Origin of the sequence: Burkholderia sp. IT-111MI5 (genome assembly GCF_949752865.1) — a bacterium.
Classification (GTDB): domain Bacteria; phylum Pseudomonadota; class Gammaproteobacteria; order Burkholderiales; family Burkholderiaceae; genus Burkholderia; species Burkholderia pyrrocinia_C.
In genome coordinates this window covers 186,599-202,276 of sequence record NZ_CATKIF010000066.1, presented here as the reverse complement: position 1 = coordinate 202,276, position 15,678 = coordinate 186,599, and the positions used below count along the sequence as shown (strand labels likewise).

At 67.1% G+C, this 15,678-nt stretch carries 15 protein-coding genes and 1 pseudogene; 9 read left to right on the top strand and 7 right to left on the bottom strand.

The window, feature by feature from the left end:
* Nucleotides 1-132: 132 nt before the first annotated feature.
* On the top strand, nucleotides 133-1,197 hold the full coding sequence (gene hemH, locus ACM6JT_RS30370) for a ferrochelatase (protein ID WP_034182791.1): 1,065 nt from the start codon (nucleotides 133-135) through the stop codon (nucleotides 1,195-1,197).
* Nucleotides 1,198-1,281: 84 nt separating this feature from the next.
* Nucleotides 1,282-1,689 carry an RNA-binding S4 domain-containing protein gene (locus ACM6JT_RS30365; protein WP_034182792.1) on the top strand — a complete coding sequence of 136 codons (408 nt, stop codon included), beginning with the start codon at nucleotides 1,282-1,284 and terminating at the stop codon, nucleotides 1,687-1,689.
* Here ACM6JT_RS30365 and ACM6JT_RS30360 read toward each other — a convergent pair.
* Nucleotides 1,661-1,822: a hypothetical protein gene (locus ACM6JT_RS30360; RefSeq protein WP_006476841.1), complete on the bottom strand. Its 162-nt coding sequence runs from the start codon at nucleotides 1,820-1,822 to the stop codon at nucleotides 1,661-1,663. The genes ACM6JT_RS30365 and ACM6JT_RS30360 overlap by 29 nt on opposite strands.
* Nucleotides 1,823-2,181: 359 nt before the next feature.
* On the opposite strand from ACM6JT_RS30360, the gene grpE reads away from it, so the two are divergent.
* The 5 genes and pseudogenes from grpE (at nucleotide 2,182) to ACM6JT_RS30335 (ending at nucleotide 8,631) form a co-directional block, all read left to right on the top strand.
* Complete coding sequence (gene grpE / locus ACM6JT_RS30355) at nucleotides 2,182-2,727, top strand: nucleotide exchange factor GrpE (RefSeq protein ID WP_217588255.1); 546 nt, start codon at nucleotides 2,182-2,184, stop codon at nucleotides 2,725-2,727.
* 10 nt (nucleotides 2,728-2,737) lie between these two features.
* Nucleotides 2,738-3,192, top strand: a pseudogene (locus ACM6JT_RS30350) (thioredoxin family protein).
* 146 nt (nucleotides 3,193-3,338) lie between these two features.
* Nucleotides 3,339-5,291 carry a molecular chaperone DnaK gene (dnaK, locus tag ACM6JT_RS30345; protein ID WP_034182795.1) on the top strand — a complete coding sequence of 651 codons (1,953 nt, stop codon included), beginning with the start codon at nucleotides 3,339-3,341 and terminating at the stop codon, nucleotides 5,289-5,291.
* Nucleotides 5,292-5,546: 255 nt separating this feature from the next.
* The gene (gene dnaJ / locus ACM6JT_RS30340; RefSeq protein WP_034182796.1) at nucleotides 5,547-6,683 is read left to right on the top strand and encodes a molecular chaperone DnaJ; all 1,137 of its coding nucleotides are present in this window, start codon (nucleotides 5,547-5,549) and stop codon (nucleotides 6,681-6,683) included.
* A 4-nt stretch (nucleotides 6,684-6,687) separates the two neighbouring features.
* Nucleotides 6,688-8,631: a chorismate-binding protein gene (locus tag ACM6JT_RS30335; protein ID WP_414857837.1), complete on the top strand. Its 1,944-nt coding sequence runs from the start codon at nucleotides 6,688-6,690 to the stop codon at nucleotides 8,629-8,631.
* Nucleotides 8,632-8,778: 147 nt separating this feature from the next.
* Here the strand turns inward: ACM6JT_RS30335 and panB are convergent, their stop codons facing one another.
* From panB to hda, 6 genes are read right to left on the bottom strand one after another with little or no spacing between them, the layout of a single operon-like run.
* The gene (panB, locus tag ACM6JT_RS30330) at nucleotides 8,779-9,594 is read right to left on the bottom strand and encodes a 3-methyl-2-oxobutanoate hydroxymethyltransferase (RefSeq protein WP_034182798.1); all 816 of its coding nucleotides are present in this window, start codon (nucleotides 9,592-9,594) and stop codon (nucleotides 8,779-8,781) included.
* Between the two features lie 43 nt (nucleotides 9,595-9,637).
* Nucleotides 9,638-10,324: a deoxynucleoside kinase gene (locus tag ACM6JT_RS30325; RefSeq protein WP_034182799.1), complete on the bottom strand. Its 687-nt coding sequence runs from the start codon at nucleotides 10,322-10,324 to the stop codon at nucleotides 9,638-9,640.
* Nucleotides 10,321-10,863, bottom strand: coding sequence for a 2-amino-4-hydroxy-6-hydroxymethyldihydropteridine diphosphokinase (gene folK / locus ACM6JT_RS30320; protein WP_034182800.1), 543 nt, complete (start codon nucleotides 10,861-10,863; stop codon nucleotides 10,321-10,323). Before folK ends, ACM6JT_RS30325 begins: the two co-directional genes overlap by 4 nt.
* Before the next feature lie 35 nt (nucleotides 10,864-10,898).
* Nucleotides 10,899-12,437: a polynucleotide adenylyltransferase PcnB gene (pcnB, locus tag ACM6JT_RS30315; protein WP_414857836.1), complete on the bottom strand. Its 1,539-nt coding sequence runs from the start codon at nucleotides 12,435-12,437 to the stop codon at nucleotides 10,899-10,901.
* Nucleotides 12,438-12,442: 5 nt separating this feature from the next.
* Nucleotides 12,443-13,120 (bottom strand): HAD family hydrolase, encoded by a 678-nt coding sequence (locus ACM6JT_RS30310; protein WP_034182802.1) that lies wholly within the window; start codon nucleotides 13,118-13,120, stop codon nucleotides 12,443-12,445.
* Nucleotides 13,121-13,131: 11 nt separating this feature from the next.
* Complete coding sequence (gene hda / locus ACM6JT_RS30305) at nucleotides 13,132-13,872, bottom strand: DnaA regulatory inactivator Hda (RefSeq protein ID WP_279388899.1); 741 nt, start codon at nucleotides 13,870-13,872, stop codon at nucleotides 13,132-13,134.
* A 241-nt stretch (nucleotides 13,873-14,113) separates the two neighbouring features.
* Here hda and purM point away from each other — a divergent pair, with 241 nt between their 5' ends.
* Nucleotides 14,114-15,169 (top strand): phosphoribosylformylglycinamidine cyclo-ligase, encoded by a 1,056-nt coding sequence (gene purM, locus ACM6JT_RS30300; protein WP_034182804.1) that lies wholly within the window; start codon nucleotides 14,114-14,116, stop codon nucleotides 15,167-15,169.
* Nucleotides 15,170-15,270: 101 nt separating this feature from the next.
* Nucleotides 15,271-15,666, top strand: a complete 396-nt coding sequence (locus ACM6JT_RS30295) for a YybH family protein (RefSeq protein ID WP_034183413.1) — start codon at nucleotides 15,271-15,273, stop codon at nucleotides 15,664-15,666.
* Nucleotides 15,667-15,678: the final 12 nt, after the last annotated feature.

Sequence of the window (15,678 nt, the reverse complement as noted above, 5' to 3'; positions counted from 1 at the left end):
GCGGTAACCAGCCCGATCCCGCCCCGTCATCGTGCCGCGGCGCCGCCTGCGCCGACAGTCGGCCGAACGGCACGGGGCGGCCCGCTATAATTGAGAGCCGTCCGGTCCCGTGCCCCGAGCACGTTCTTGCCCATGCGTTTCGATCTTGAGCCGCCTTCGAGCACCGCGGCCGCCCATCGCATCGGCGTGCTGCTGATCAATCTCGGCACGCCCGACGCCCCCACGCCGCGCGCGGTGCGGCGCTATCTGGCCGAATTCCTGTCGGATCCGCGGGTCGTCGAAATCCCGCAGGCCGTCTGGCAGGTGCTGCTGCGCACGCTGATCCTGCCGCTGCGCGGCCGCGCGTCCGCGAAGAAATACGCGGCCGTGTGGATGCCCGAGGGCTCGCCGCTGCGCGTGCACACCGAGCGCCAGACCGACGGCGTGCGGCATCTGCTCGTGTCGAACGGCTATCACGTGCTGGTCGATTACGCGATGCGCTACGGCAGCCCGAACATTGCGCACGCGCTCGCGCAGTTCAAGCGCTCGGGCGTCGAGCGCGTGCTGCTGATGCCGATGTATCCGCAATACTCGGCATCGACCACGGCCACCGCGTTCGATGCCGCATTCGGCGCGCTCGCGCGCATGCGCAACCAGCCGGAGGTGCGCACGGTGCGGCACTACGCCGACCATCCGGCCTATATCCACGCGCTTGCCGAACAGGTGCGCCAGTACTGGGCGCAGCACGGCCGGCCCGACTTCGCGGCCGGCGACAAGCTCGTGCTGAGCTTTCACGGCGTGCCGAAGCGCACGCTCGACCTCGGCGACCCTTATCACGACCAGTGCCAGCAGACGGGCGCGCTGCTGATGGCCGCGCTCGGGCTGTCGACGACCGAATGCCGCGTCACCTTCCAGTCGCGCTTCGGCAAGGCCGAATGGCTGCAGCCTTATACGGCGCCGACGCTGCGCGAGTTCGGCGAGGCCGGCGTGCGGCGGGCCGACGTGTTCTGCCCCGGCTTCACGGCCGATTGCCTGGAGACGATCGAGGAGATCGGCATGGAAGTGCGCGACGAATTCCTCGCCGGCGGCGGCAAGGCATTCCACCGCATTCCGTGCCTGAACGGCGCGCCCGCGTGGCTCGGCGCGATCGGCGAGATCGTCGCCGAGAACCTGCAGGGCTGGCCCGTCAGGGCCGCGCAGCCCGAAACGGTGAGCTGACATGGAACGAATCGCTCGCTCGCTTCATTCGCTGCGCCCTGGGGAGGCGGTTGGCCTCCTTGGGGCGGCCCGGCGGAGGCCGACATGAACTACAAGATTTCCACTGAACCGGGCGCGAAGCTGCGCATCGACAAATGGCTGTGGGCGGCCCGGTTCTTCAAGACGCGCTCGCTCGCGACCGATGCAGTCGACAAGGGGCACGTGAAGATCGGCGGCGCGGCGGTCAAGCCGGCGAAGGAGGTGCGCGTCGGCGACGAGGTCGAGATTGCGATCGACGGCATCGTCTGGCACATTGCCGTGCTGGGCGTGTGCGACGTGCGCGGGCCCGCGAGCGTCGCGCAGACGCTTTACGTGGAAACGGAAGCGGGGCGGGCCGCGCGGCTCGCCGAACTGGAGCGGCGCCGCACGTATCGCGAGCCGGCGGCCGAACTGCACGGCCGGCCGACGAAGCGCGACCGGCGCATCATCGACAGATTTTCTGGTGGGAGCTGAACATCTGGTCGAAGGTCGCCCGCGCGCTTCCGTATTCGGTCGTGCGGTCGGTAACGGCTCCCGACAGGCAGATGGTGGTGGTGCCGGCAATGAGTACCAGCGCGACCACCGATATCGCAAAGGTCAGTTTCACGGTACTCCCCTCGAGAAGAAGGGTGAAAACGGCGCCAGGTGGATTGGATGTAAGGCGACGGTCAGCTAGGGTAAACACGCTTTTCCGACGCTTGACTGGAGTGTAGTGCAGCCGCGCTGTGCCGAGCTAGTACTTGCCTGGTAAGCGTTGTTACAGCCCGTTTCGCCCGGTCTGGCGAACTCTGCGGGGAATGCACCGGCGAGACGCGCGGTTGTTTCGCGGCATTGGAGAATGCCGGCGAATAACCCTCTTGAAATCGCAGTTTTCACCCTTATTTGCACCAACGATGTGCGGTGCCGCCGGGTATACGATCCGGCGGTTGCCGATTTGGCTTCAACCTCTAATCGACTTTCAGCGACATGGAAAACACGCAAGAGAACCCGTCTACCCAATCGGCCGAAGACATCGGCAGCGAGAAGCAGGCGGCGCAAGGCGCCGCTCCCGCCGCCGAAGCAGCCGACGCGGCGCTCGCGGAGGCTCAAGCCAAGGTCGCCGAGCTGCAGGAGAGCTTCCTGCGGGCGAAGGCCGAGACCGAGAACGTGCGCCGCCGCGCGCAGGACGACGTCTCGAAGGCGCACAAGTTCGCGATCGAGAGCTTCGCGGAACACCTGCTGCCCGTGCTGGACAGCCTGGAAGCGGCCGTCAGCGACACGTCCGGCGACATAGCGAAGGTGCGCGAAGGCGTCGAACTGACGCTGCGCCAGCTGACGAGCGCGCTCGAGAAGGGCCGCGTCGTCGCGATCAACCCGGTCGGCGAGAAGTTCGATCCGCACCAGCACCAGGCGATTTCGATGGTGCCGGCCGAGCAGGAGCCGAACACCGTCGTCGCGGTGCTGCAAAAGGGCTATACGATCGCCGACCGCGTGCTGCGTCCGGCGCTCGTCACCGTCGCGCAGCCGAAGTAAGGCCGTCGCGATGGTTCCCGCCGGCGTCGATCCGGCCGCTTTCGACGCGTTCGACATGCAGGCGCTGGCCGCCGACACGTTCGACGCGGGGATCGAAGGCGCCGGCGACGCGCTCGCGGTGGTGTTCTTCTGGGGCGTCGACTGCTTCAACTGCGAGATCGCGAAGAAGGCGATGCTCGCCCAGCCGGACGCGATCCGCGCGCTGGACCTGAAGTGGTTCCATTGCAACGTGTACGAACACCATCAGCTCGGGCGCCGCTTCGGGCTGCACGGCGTGCCGACGTGGTTCTTCTTCCACCGCGGCAAGCGCTCGGCCGCGCGACGGGCTGGCATGGCCTCGCGCAGTTCCAGGCGGCCGTTTCGGCGGCGCGCGCGAAGATCGCGGCGGCAAGCCGTGAATCGGCTGGCGGCGATCCGGCGGCCGGCGATCCGGCGGCCGGCGATCCGGTAGCCCGTGGCGATTGAAAAAATTTAATATCCGCATCGCCTGTCGGGTCTTGAAAACGGACCGGACGGACGCATTTCGGAAACAGAGTTGAATTCTGGCGCGCGAAACCGCCAAAAAAGGCAGGGTTTCGTGCAGCAAACAGGCATTTCTGGAGATTAGGAAAATGGGAAAGATCATCGGTATTGACCTCGGCACCACGAACTCGTGCGTCGCCATCATGGAAGGCAACCAGGTCAAGGTCATCGAGAACTCGGAAGGCACGCGCACCACGCCGTCGATCATCGCGTACATGGACGACAACGAAGTGCTCGTCGGCGCGCCGGCCAAGCGTCAGTCGGTGACCAACCCGAAGAACACGCTGTTCGCGGTGAAGCGCCTGATCGGCCGCCGCTTCGAAGAGAAGGAAGTCCAGAAGGACATCGGCCTGATGCCGTACACCATCATCAAGGCCGACAACGGCGATGCATGGGTCGAGGCACATGGCGAAAAGCTCGCGCCGCCGCAGGTTTCGGCGGAAGTGCTGCGCAAGATGAAGAAGACGGCCGAAGACTACCTCGGCGAGCCGGTCACGGAAGCCGTGATCACGGTGCCGGCTTACTTCAACGACAGCCAGCGCCAGGCGACCAAGGACGCCGGCCGCATCGCGGGCCTCGAAGTCAAGCGGATCATCAACGAGCCGACGGCAGCCGCGCTCGCGTTCGGCCTCGACAAGGCAGAGAAGGGCGACCGCAAGATCGCCGTGTATGACCTCGGCGGCGGCACGTTCGACGTGTCGATCATCGAGATCGCGGACGTCGACGGCGAAATGCAGTTCGAAGTGCTGTCGACCAACGGCGATACGTTCCTCGGCGGCGAAGACTTCGACCAGCGCATCATCGATTACATCATCGGCGAGTTCAAGAAGGAGCAGGGCGTCGACCTGTCGAAGGACGTGCTCGCGCTGCAACGCCTGAAGGAAGCCGCCGAAAAGGCGAAGATCGAGCTGTCGTCGAGCCAGCAGACCGAAATCAACCTGCCGTACATCACGGCGGACGCGTCGGGCCCGAAGCACTTGAACCTGAAGATCACCCGCGCGAAGCTGGAAGCGCTGGTGGAAGACCTCGTCGAGCGCACGATCGAACCGTGCCGCATCGCGATCAAGGACGCGGGCGTCAAGGTGTCGGACATCGACGACGTGATCCTGGTCGGCGGCCAGACCCGCATGCCGAAGGTCATGGAGAAGGTGAAGGAGTTCTTCGGCAAGGATCCGCGCCGTGACGTGAACCCGGACGAAGCCGTCGCGGTTGGCGCGGCGATCCAGGGCCAGGTCCTGTCGGGCGACCGCAAGGACGTGCTGCTGCTCGACGTGACCCCGCTGTCGCTCGGCATCGAGACGCTCGGTGGCGTGATGACGAAGATGATCAGCAAGAACACGACGATCCCGACGAAGCACGCGCAGGTGTATTCGACGGCGGACGACAACCAGGGCGCCGTGACGATCAAGGTGTTCCAGGGCGAACGCGAAATGGCGGCAGGCAACAAGCTGCTCGGCGAGTTCAACCTCGAAGGCATCCCGCCGGCACCGCGCGGCGTGCCGCAGATCGAAGTGACCTTCGACATCGACGCGAACGGCATCCTGCACGTCGGCGCGAAGGACAAGGCGACCGGCAAGGAAAACAAGATCACGATCAAGGCCAACTCGGGTCTGTCCGAGGCTGAAATCGACCAGATGATCAAGGACGCGGAAGCGAACGCAGCGGAAGACCACAAGCTGCGCGAGCTGGCCGATTCGCGCAACCAGGGCGACGCACTGGTCCACAGCACGAAGAAGGCGCTCGCCGAGTACGGCGACAAGCTGGACGCGGGCGAGAAGGAAGCGATCGAAGCGTCGCTGAAGTCGCTCGAGGAAGTGCTGAAGGACACGTCGGCCGACAAGGCGGCGATCGACGCGAAGGTCGAGGAACTCGGCAAGGTTTCGCAGAAGCTCGGCGAGAAGATGTACGCCGACATGCAGGCCCAGCAGGCGGGTGCCGCCGGCGCGGCGGGTGCAGCGGAAGGCGCGGCCCACGCGGGTGGCGCGCAGCAGGCTGCCGACGACGTCGTCGACGCCGAGTTCAAGGAAGTGAAGAAGGACTAAGCCGGGTTGCAACGGCACCGCACGCCGCGCGCTCGAACGCGCGCGGCGCGGCTGACAAGCGGTCTGTCTTTCCTTCCGGATGGCCGGATCGACTCCACGCCTGGCGGGCTTCGCGGCCCTCCGGGCACATTTGTTTTTTGGCGGGTGCTGCGCGAGCCGTCCGCGGACGGGCGCAGCGCCAGACGAGTCGAGAGACTTTACTGCGGGCGAAAGGAGCCGCCGCGTGCGCGATGCGTGGCGGCACAGTGAATCGATATGGCGAAACGGGATTACTACGAGGTTCTGGGCGTCGCGAAGAATGCGGGCGACGACGAAATCAAGAAGGCATATCGCAAGCTTGCGATGAAGTATCACCCTGACCGCAATCCGGACAGCAAGGATGCGGAAGAGCATTTCAAGGAGGTGAAGGAGGCCTATGAAATGCTGTCGGACAGCCAGAAGCGGGCCGCGTACGACCAGTACGGCCACGCGGGCGTCGATCCGAACATGGGCGGTGCGGGCGCACAGGGCTTCGGCGGCTTCGCGGATGCATTCGGCGACATCTTCGGCGATATCTTCGGCCAGGCCGCGGGCGGCGCCGCGCGCGGCGGCCGCGGCGGCCCGCAGGTGTACCGCGGCGCCGACCTGCGCTACAGCATGGAAATCACGCTCGAGCAGGCCGCGCACGGCTACGACACGCAGATCCGCGTGCCGAGCTGGGTGTCGTGCGAGGTCTGTCACGGGTCGGGCGCGAAGCCCGGCACGAAGCCGGAAACCTGCCCGACCTGTCACGGCCAGGGCACGGTGCGCATGTCGCAGGGCTTCTTCAGCATCCAGCAGACCTGCCCGAAGTGCCATGGCACGGGCACCTATATCCCTGAGCCGTGCGTGCACTGCCACGGGTCGGGCAAGGTGAAGGAAACCAAGACGCTCGAAGTGAAGATCCCGGCCGGGATCGACGACGGGATGCGGATCCGCTCGGCCGGCAACGGCGAGCCGGGCATCAACGGCGGGCCGCCGGGCGACCTGTACGTCGAGATCCACATCAAGCCGCACTCGGTGTTCGAGCGCGACGGCGACGATCTCCACTGCCAGATGCCGATCCCGTTTACGACCGCCGCGCTCGGCGGCGAGATCGAGGTGCCGACGCTGGCCGGCCGTGCGTCGTTCCCGGTGCCGGAAGGCACGCAGTCGGGCAAGACGTTCCGCCTGCGCGGCAAGGGCATCAAGGGGCTGCGTTCGAGCATCGCGGGCGATCTGTACGTGCACGTGCAGGTCGAGACGCCCGTGAAGCTGACCGACCAACAGCGCGACCTGCTCAAGCAGTTCGAGAAGTCGCTGGCCGAGGGCGGCGCGCGTCACAGCCCGCAGAGCAAGAGCTGGTTCGACCGTGTGAAGAGCTTCTTCGAGTAACGGCATGACTGAAGGCAGCGAGAGCGCGTCGTTCGCGCTCTTGGACGATTGCGACTCGACCGCGTCCGCGCGGTCGAGTCGCTTGTATTCCGGCTTCGTGCACGAACGCGTGTGCACGGATCCGGCGCGGCTCGACGAAATCGACGCGGCGGTGGCGCAGGACCTGCGCGACGGGCTGCATGCGGTGGTCGTCGGCGATTACGAATTCGGACGCAACCTGCAACGAGCGCAGCCGGGCGATGCCCCGCTGCGCTTTTTGCTGTATGCGCGCTGCGAGCGCTTGTCGCGCGACGAAGTCGACGCGTGGCTCGCGCAGCAGGACGGCGGCGGTTCGCCGTCGATCGCGGGCGTCGCGCATGTCGCGAAGAGCGTGTCGCGCGACGCGTTCGACGCGGCGATCGCCGCGGTGCACGACGCGCTGCGCGCGGGCGATTCGTACCAGATCAACTACACGTACCGGCTGAATTTCGACGTATTCGGCACGCCGCTCGCGCTGTACCGGCGGCTGCGCGCGCGCCAGCCCGTGCGTTATGGCGCGCTGATCGCGCTGCCGGGCGGCGCGTGGGTCGTGTCGTGCTCGCCGGAACTGTTCGTCGAGAAGCACGGCGACGTGCTGCGCGCGCGGCCGATGAAGGGCACCGCGCCGCGTTCGGCCGATCCCAGCGAAGATGCGGCAGCTGCCGCGTTCCTCGCGAGCGATCCGAAGAACCGCGCGGAGAACGTGATGATCGTCGACCTGCTGCGCAACGACGTGTCGCGGATCGCGCGCACCGGTACGGTCCGCGTGCCGGCGCTGTTCTCCGTCGAGCCATATGCGTCGGTGTGGCAGATGACGTCGACGGTCGAGGCCGGCTGGCGCGACGGCACGACGTTCGCGCAGATGCTGCGTGCGCTGTTTCCGTGCGGATCGATCACGGGCGCGCCGAAGCACATGACGATGCAGTTGATCGACACGATCGAGTCGACGCCGCGCGGGCTCTATACGGGTGCGATCGGCTGGCTCGATGCGCCGCAGGACGGCGCCGGTTCCGATGCGCGCGGCAATCGCGCGGCCGGTTGCGGCGATTTCTGTCTGTCGGTCGCGATCCGCACGCTGACGCTGGCTGCTACCGTCGAAGGCGCGGCTGGAGACGGTGCGGCCGCCGCCGCTACCGAAGAAACACGCGATCCGGCAACGGCAACCGCAACCGCCGACCGGCGCCGCGGCACGATGGGCGTCGGCGCGGGCATCGTGCTCGACAGCGTCGCGGCCGACGAATATGCGGAGTGCGAATTGAAAGCGCGATTCCTGACGGACGCCGATCCCGGCTTCCAGTTGTTCGAAACGACCGCCGCCACGCGTGCGGACGGCATCCGGCATCTCGATCGTCATCTCGCGCGGCTGCAGCGCGGCGCGGATGCGCTCGGCTTCCGCTTCGACGCCGATGCGTTGCGCCGCGAGATCGACGCGCGCTGCGCGGCGCTCGACGGCGACGGGCCTTACCGGATGAAGCTCTCGCTCGCGAAGGACGGCACGGTCGAGATCGTCGCGGCCCCGCTCAAGCCGCTGCCTGCGGGGCCGGTCGGCGTGCTGCTGGCGTCCGCGCACGGGTTCGCGCCGACCCGCGCGAGCGATGCGCTGCTGCTGCACAAGACGACGCGCCGCGCCGAATACGACCGCGCGTGGCAGGCGGCGGAGGCGCTCGGCGGCTTCGACATGCTGTTCGTCAACGAGCGCGGCGAGGTGACGGAGGGCGGGCGCTCGAACCTGTTCGTGAAACTCGACGGCCAGTGGGTGACGCCGCCGCTGGCGTGCGGCGTGCTACCGGGCGTGATGCGCGGCGTGCTGCTCGATGACCGTGCGTTCGGTGCGGCGGAGCGCGTCGTGACCTGCGACGATCTTGCGCGCGCGCAGGCGCTGCTGCTGACCAACGCGCTGCGCGGCGCGCTCGACGCGGTATTGAAGTAACGAAGCGATGGATCGCACACCGCGCTCATGCCGGTGCCGCGACGCTTTTCATCGATGCAGCGACCAACAAAAAGCGCGGCGCCCCGCAAAGGGCGCCGCGCTTTTTTCATATCCGGGTGCCGGCGAACGCGCCGCCGGCCGTACACGTCAGAACGAATGTTCCGGACCGGGGAACGAACCGTCCTTCACCGCGCGCACGTACGCTTCGACCGCCGCCTGGATGTTCGGCTGGCCCTGCATGAAATCCTTCACGAAGCGCGGCCGCTTGCCGGGGAAGATCCCGAGCATGTCGTGCAGCACGAGCACCTGCCCCGAGCAGTCCGCGCCCGCGCCGATGCCGATCGTCGGAACGCGCAGCATGTGCGTGACCTCGGCCCCGACGAGGGTCGGCACGGCCTCGAGCAGGACGACCTGCGCGCCGGCCGCTTCGACCGCGCGCGCATCGCGCAGCAGTTGCGCAGCGCCGGCCTCGGTCTTGCCCTGCACCTTGAAGCCGCCGAACGCGTGCACCGATTGCGGCGTGAGACCCACGTGCGCACACACGGGCACCGCGCGCTCGACGAGGAAGCGGATCGTATCGGCGAGCCATTCGCCGCCTTCGAGCTTGATCATCTGCGCGCCCGCGCGCATCAGCTTGACGGCGCTCGCGAATGCGTCGGACGGCGTGCCGTACGTGCCGAACGGCAGGTCGGCCATGATCAGCGCGCGCGGCTGCGCGCGTGCGACGCAGGCCGTGTGATACGCGATGTCGTCGAGCGTGACGGGCAGCGTGGTCGTATGGCCCTGCAGCACGTTGCCGAGCGAATCGCCGATCAGCAGCACGTCGGCGCCCGCGCGATCGAGCAGTGCGGCAAAGCTCGCGTCGTAGCACGTGAGCATCGCGATCTTATCGCCGGCGTCGCGCATTGCCTGCAGCTTGGGCACCGTCACGGCAGGCCGGCTCGATTCCTGGAGATAGGTCATGGGAAATTCGGTTCGATGGGTGAAGAACGACAGGCGGGACGCGTCAGAGCGTCGTCTCGCCCTTGACGAAGAATTCCTTGCGGCCGCGCATCGTCTCGATGCGCTCGATCAGCAGCGCAAGATCTTCGGGGGAATCCAGCGGGTTCAGGTGTTCCGCGGCGACCGTCAGCACCGGCGTGCGGTCGTAGTGGTAGAAGAATTCGTTGTACGCGTCGACGAGCGAGCGCAGGTACGTGTCGCTGATCTGCAGTTCCATCGGCAGCCCGCGCTTCTGGATGCGCGAGAACAGCACTTCGGGGCTCGCCTGCAGATAGACGACGAGGTCGGGCGACGGCGCCTGCGGCACGTCCACGTGCGTCGCGATCGACCGATAGAGCTGCCATTCGTCTTCCGGCAGGTTCAGCCGCGCGAAGATGTCGTTCTTCTGCGGCATGAAATCGGCGACGACGGGGCGGCCCGTTTCCAGTGCGCCGACCAGCTCGCGCGCCTGCTGCGCGCGCTGCAGCGCGAACGACAACTGCACGGGCAGCGCGTAGCGCGCGGTGTCGCGATAGAAGCGTTCGAGGAACGGGTTGTCCTGTGGGCGTTCGAGCAGCGTCTGCATCGACCAGCGCTCGGCGAGCAGGCGCGCGAGCGTCGTCTTGCCGACGCCGATCGGGCCTTCGATCACGAGATAGCGGTGCGGGGCGCGCAGGTCGGGGGCGGTGACGGTCAGCGGAGTGGGGTTCATCGGCAGCGGTTCTTGTCGGTGTCGTCGCCGGCCGCGAGCGCCTTCTGCATCAGGCACTGGCAAGTCTGTACCTTTTCGACGCGTTGGTCCGCGACGGCGGCGAGGAACGCATCGGCGCGGCCGCGCGCGGGGATGTCGAGTGCCGGCTCGATCTCGACGAGCGGCACGAGCGCGAATGCGCGGTCGGTGAGGCGCGGGTGCGGGACGATCAGGTCGGGTTCGTCGATCGAGTCGGCGCCGAACAGCAGGATGTCGAGGTCGAGCGTGCGCGGCGCGTTGCGATACGGGCGCTCGCGCCCGAAGTGATGTTCGATCTTCTGGCAGAGCGCGAGCAGCTCGCGGGCAGACAGCGTCGTGTCGAGCTTGACGGCGCAGTTGTAGTAGTCGTCGCCGCCCGCTTCGAACGGCGCCGTGCGATACAGGCTCGATTTGCCGAGGATCGAGATGGTGCGCTGCTGTGCGAGGCACACCACCGCGTCCTTCAGGGTCTGGCGCGCATCGCCGAGATTCGCCCCCAGTCCGATATATGCAACCGTCATGGCATCACTTCCTACGTCGTTCGCCGGCGCGTGCGTCAGTCGTCGGAACCGCCCGCGGTGTCCGGTGTCTGCTCGGCAGCACCTTCACCCGGCTTGCGGTTTCGCGCGCCGCCGCGGCGGCGCCGCTTGCGGGGCGATTTTTCCTTCGAGCCGCCCTGCGTGAGCAATGCCTCGCGGGCAGCCGCGTCGCCTTCGATGAAATCCGTCCACCACTGTCCGACATCCGCATCGAGCTCGCCGGATTCGCAGCGTAACAGGAGGAAATCATACCCCGCTCTAAACCTTTGGTGTTCCAGCAGCCGCATCGCGCTGCGGCCCGAGCGTTTCTCGAGGCGCAACTGCAGGCCCCAGATTTCGCGCATGTCGGCCGAATAGCGCTTGTGGATCGCGAGTTTCTCGGTCTGCATGTCGATCACGTCGTCCATCGCGCGATGGAGCGCCGGCACCGGGATCTCGCCTTCGGCCGTGTATTGCTCGAAGCGCTGGCGCATGTCGTGCCACAGCAGCGTCGCGAACAGGAAGCCGGGCGATACCGTCTTGCCGGCGCGCACGCGCGCGTCGGTGTTGTTCAGCGCGAGCGTGATGAACTTCTCGCCCTGCGGCTGTTCGAGCACGACGTCGAGGAGCGGCAGCAGCCCGTGGTGCAGGCCTTCCTTGCGCAACTGCTTCAGGCACGCGAGCGCATGGCCCGACAGCAGCAGCTTCAGCATTTCGTCGAACAGGCGCGCGGCCGGCACGTTGTTGATCAGGTCGGCCAGCGCGTTGATCGGCTCGCGCGTATGCGGCTCGATCTCGAAGCCGAGCTTCGCCGCGAAGCGCACGACGCGCAGCATCCGCACCGGATCCTCGCGGAAGCGCGTGGCCGGGTCGCCGATCATCCGCAGCAGGCGGGCGCGCATGTCGGCCATCCCGTCGTGGTAGTCGAGCACCGTCTGCGTCGACGGGTCGTAGTACATCGCGTTGATCGTGAAGTCGCGGCGCGCGGCATCTTCATGCTGCTCGCCCCACACGTTGTCGCGCAGCACGCGGCCGCTCGCGTCGACCGCGTGCGTGCGGCGATCGAGTTCGTCGCGCTTCAGGCGCCTCGGCGGCTCGGCCGACGGGGCAGCCTCGGGCGGCGCGTCGACCAGCGCGCGGAACGTCGACACCTCGATCAGTTCCTGGCCGAACTGCACGTGGACGATCTGGAAGCGGCGACCGATCAGGCGCGCGCGGCGGAACAGGCGCTGCACCTCGGTCGGCGTCGCGTCGGTCGCGACGTCGAAGTCCTTCGGCGCGATGCCGAGCAGCAGGTCGCGAACCGCGCCGCCGACGATGAACGCGCGAAAGCCTGCCTGCTGCAGCGTGTCGGTCACGCGCACGGCATTTCTCGAGATCAGCGACGGATCGATCTGGTGCACGCTGGCCGGCACGACGGTCGGCTCATGGTTGCTGCGCGGCTTCTTCGTGCCGCCGCGTGCGCTTTTCGTGGGGCGTGGGGCAGCAGGGGCCGCTTCGTCGGCCTGAGCCGCTTCGGGGGGCGTTTGCTGGGCTTCGTCCTGGCCGAGCAGCTTGCGGATGAATTTTTTGATCACGACGTTCAGAATAAATCGAGGATACGCCAGCCGCGGGTGCTTGCATGCGCACGCAGCGTGTCGTCAGGGTTGGTCGCGATCGGGTCGGTGACTTTCTCGAGCAGCGGGATGTCGTTGTGCGAGTCGCTGTAGAAGTAGCTGTGCGCGAAGTCGTCCCAGTGCTTGCCCAGCGACGCGAGCCATGCTTCGGTACGCACGATCTTGCCTTCGCGATAGCTCGGCGTGCCGGTCGGCCGGCCCGTGTACGGCGAATCGGGATGCCCGTCGGTCGTTTCGACCTCGCATGCGATCAGCGTATCGACGCCGAACGCGGTCGCGATCGGGCGCGTGATGAATTCGTTGGTCGCCGTCACGACGCAGCACAGGTCGCCCGCGTCGAGGTGCTTGCGCACGAGTTCGAGCGCGGCGGGCGTCATCGCGGGCCGGATCACCTCGTGCATGTACTGCTCGTGCCATTCGGCGAGCTGCGCGCGCGAATATTTCGCGAGCGGCGTGAGCATCGCCGTCAGGTACGCGTGGATGTCGAGCTTGCCGGCCTTGTAGTCGGCGAAGAACTGATCGTTCTGACGCGAGAAGCTTTCCGCGTCGACGATGCCGAGCTTCACCATGAAGCGGCCCCATTCGTGGTCGCTATCGGTCGGGATCAGCGTGTGATCGAGGTCAAAGAGTGCCAGATTAGTCATGGAAGCGCATTTTACTCGAAGCGGTTCGGGCCCGTGCCCGGTGGTGTGATGTCGTCGCCGGGACGCGCGAGCATGCGGCGCAGCAGCGGCAGCGTGACGGCGCGTTTCTGTTCGAGCGAGAAGCGGTCAAGCGCGTCGAGCAGCGCCATCAGGCTCGGCATGTCGCGGCGGAAATGGGTCAGCAGGTAGGCGGCGATGTCGTCGGTGAGCGCGATCCCGCGCTCCTTCGCCGCGAGCTTGAGCACCGCGATCTTGCCGGCGTCGGACGGCGGCGACAGGTGGAACACGAGCCCCCAGCCGAGGCGCGTGCGCAGATCCTCTCGCACGTCGAGCGCGAGCGGCGCCGCGGGGCCTGCCGCGACGAACGCGCTCGACGGATGCGCGCGGACTTCGTTGAACAGGTTGAACAGCGCGACCTGCTGCGTGTCGGTCATCCGGTCGCAGTCGTCGATCGCGTAGATGCCGATGCGCGGGTCGAACGTGAACGCGCCGAGCGGGCTCTGCGGCGTCAGGTAGCGCGCATAGCCGTACGATGCATCGCTCACGAGCGCCTGCAGCAGGTGGCTGCGGCCGCTGCCGGGCTCGCCCCAGATGTAGAACGACCGGTCCGGCACGGGGCCCGCCGCGAGCGCGAGGTCGAGCTTCTGCAGCCGCGTGACGAGCTCGTCGTTCTCCTCGCTCATGATGAAGTTGTCGAACGTGGCGGGCGGCGGCGTGCCGAGATCGAGCGTCAGTTGACGGGACACAGTCACAATGCGGGTCGGTTGAGAATACGCGTGCCGTACGCCGGGCACGCGCCGGGGACCGCGGCTCCATGGGCTGCACGCGCGACCGCACGCACGGCGGCGCGCCGGTTTCGGCGCGGCTCGCTGGGCGATGAAAACGGGGACGTGTTGACCAAGATGCAATCCCTGACGATTCGGTGCTGGGAATTCCGGCCAACGGGCCGGCTTCGGGTAAAATCGCATTTTACCGACCTTCTCGCATTCCCCCATGAATCCTCCGAAATCTGCTCCCGACGCTCAGGGTCTGTCCTATCGCGACGCAGGCGTCGACATCGACGCTGGCGACGCGCTCATCGACAAGATCAAGCCTTTTGCGAAGAAAACCCTGCGCGACGGCGTGCTCGGCGGCATCGGCGGGTTCGGCGCGCTGTTCGAGGTGCCGAAGAAGTATCGCGAGCCCGTGCTCGTGTCGGGCACCGACGGCGTGGGCACCAAGCTCAAGCTGGCGTTTCATCTGAACAAACACGACACCGTCGGCCAGGATCTGGTCGCGATGAGCGTGAACGACATCCTCGTGCAGGGCGCCGAGCCGCTGTTCTTCCTCGACTACTTCGCGTGCGGCAAGCTCGACGTCGACACGGCCGCGACGGTCGTCAAGGGCATCGCTCAGGGCTGCGAACTGTCGGGCTGCGCGCTGATCGGCGGTGAAACGGCCGAAATGCCGGGCATGTACCCGGACGGCGAATACGACCTGGCCGGCTTTGCGGTCGGCGCGGTCGAGAAGAGCAAGATCATCGACGGCAGCACGATCGCCGAAGGCGACGTGGTGCTGGGCCTCGCATCGAGCGGCATCCACTCGAACGGCTTCTCGCTCGTGCGCAAGATCATCGAGCGCGCGAACCCCGACCTGTCGGCCGATTTCCACGGCCGCTCGCTCGCCGACGCGCTGATGGCACCCACGCGCATCTACGTGAAGCCGCTGCTCGCGCTGATGCAGAAGCTGTCGGTGAAGGGCATGGCGCACATCACGGGCGGCGGCCTCGTCGAGAACATTCCGCGCGTGCTGCGCGAAGGCCTCACGGCCGAGCTCGACCAGAACGCGTGGCCGCTGCCGCCGCTGTTCAAGTGGCTGCAGGAGCACGGCGGCGTCGCCGACGCGGAAATGCACCGCGTGTTCAACTGCGGGATCGGCATGGCCGTGATCGTCGCGGCGGCCGATGCCGATGCAGCGATCGCCGACCTGACCGCCGCCGGCGAACAGGTGTGGAAGATCGGCACCGTGCGTGCGACCCGCGAAGGCGAGGCGCAGACGGTCGTGGTCTGACGCGCCACCAGCAGCAGATGCAGCAAGAAAAGCCGCCCGGAGTCGATCCGGGCGGTTTTTTTTCGGGTGCCGCGGGTGGCGCCGATGAAGGAGGGACGACGATGACCGAAGACGAACATGCGATCCGCGAGCTCGTGGAAAACTGGTTCGTGTCGAGCCGGCGCGGCGATCTGGCGACCGTGCTCGACCTGATCGCCGACGACGCGATCTTCATGGTGGCCGGCAAGCCGCCGTTCGACAAGGCGGCGTTCGCGGCCGCGTCGCGTGAAGCGAACGCGGGTGCGGAGCACGCACCGAAGGTCGACGGCCGCTATCGGATCGACGAGCTGCGCGTGATCGGCGACTGGGCGTACATGCGCAATTTCCTCGAGATCGACGCGACGCCGCCGGGCGGCGAAACGATCCGCCGCTCGGGCCATACGCTGACGATCTTCCGCAAGGCCGGCGGCCGCTGGCAGCTCGTGCGCGATGCAAATCTCGTGACGCTCGCGCACTGAGCGCGGCGATGC

Coding starts and splice junctions, on each gene's coding strand:
- hemH (WP_034182791.1), top strand. CDS start 133: ATGCGTTTCGATCTTGAGCCGCCTTCGAGCACCGCGGCCGCCCATCGC.
- ACM6JT_RS30365 (WP_034182792.1), top strand. CDS start 1,282: ATGAACTACAAGATTTCCACTGAACCGGGCGCGAAGCTGCGCATCGAC.
- grpE (WP_217588255.1), top strand. CDS start 2,182: ATGGAAAACACGCAAGAGAACCCGTCTACCCAATCGGCCGAAGACATC.
- dnaK (WP_034182795.1), top strand. CDS start 3,339: ATGGGAAAGATCATCGGTATTGACCTCGGCACCACGAACTCGTGCGTC.
- dnaJ (WP_034182796.1), top strand. CDS start 5,547: ATGGCGAAACGGGATTACTACGAGGTTCTGGGCGTCGCGAAGAATGCG.
- ACM6JT_RS30335 (WP_414857837.1), top strand. CDS start 6,688: ATGACTGAAGGCAGCGAGAGCGCGTCGTTCGCGCTCTTGGACGATTGC.
- panB (WP_034182798.1), bottom strand. CDS start 9,594: ATGACCTATCTCCAGGAATCGAGCCGGCCTGCCGTGACGGTGCCCAAG.
- ACM6JT_RS30325 (WP_034182799.1), bottom strand. CDS start 10,324: ATGAACCCCACTCCGCTGACCGTCACCGCCCCCGACCTGCGCGCCCCG.
- folK (WP_034182800.1), bottom strand. CDS start 10,863: ATGACGGTTGCATATATCGGACTGGGGGCGAATCTCGGCGATGCGCGC.
- ACM6JT_RS30310 (WP_034182802.1), bottom strand. CDS start 13,120: ATGACTAATCTGGCACTCTTTGACCTCGATCACACGCTGATCCCGACC.
- purM (WP_034182804.1), top strand. CDS start 14,114: ATGAATCCTCCGAAATCTGCTCCCGACGCTCAGGGTCTGTCCTATCGC.
- ACM6JT_RS30295 (WP_034183413.1), top strand. CDS start 15,271: ATGACCGAAGACGAACATGCGATCCGCGAGCTCGTGGAAAACTGGTTC.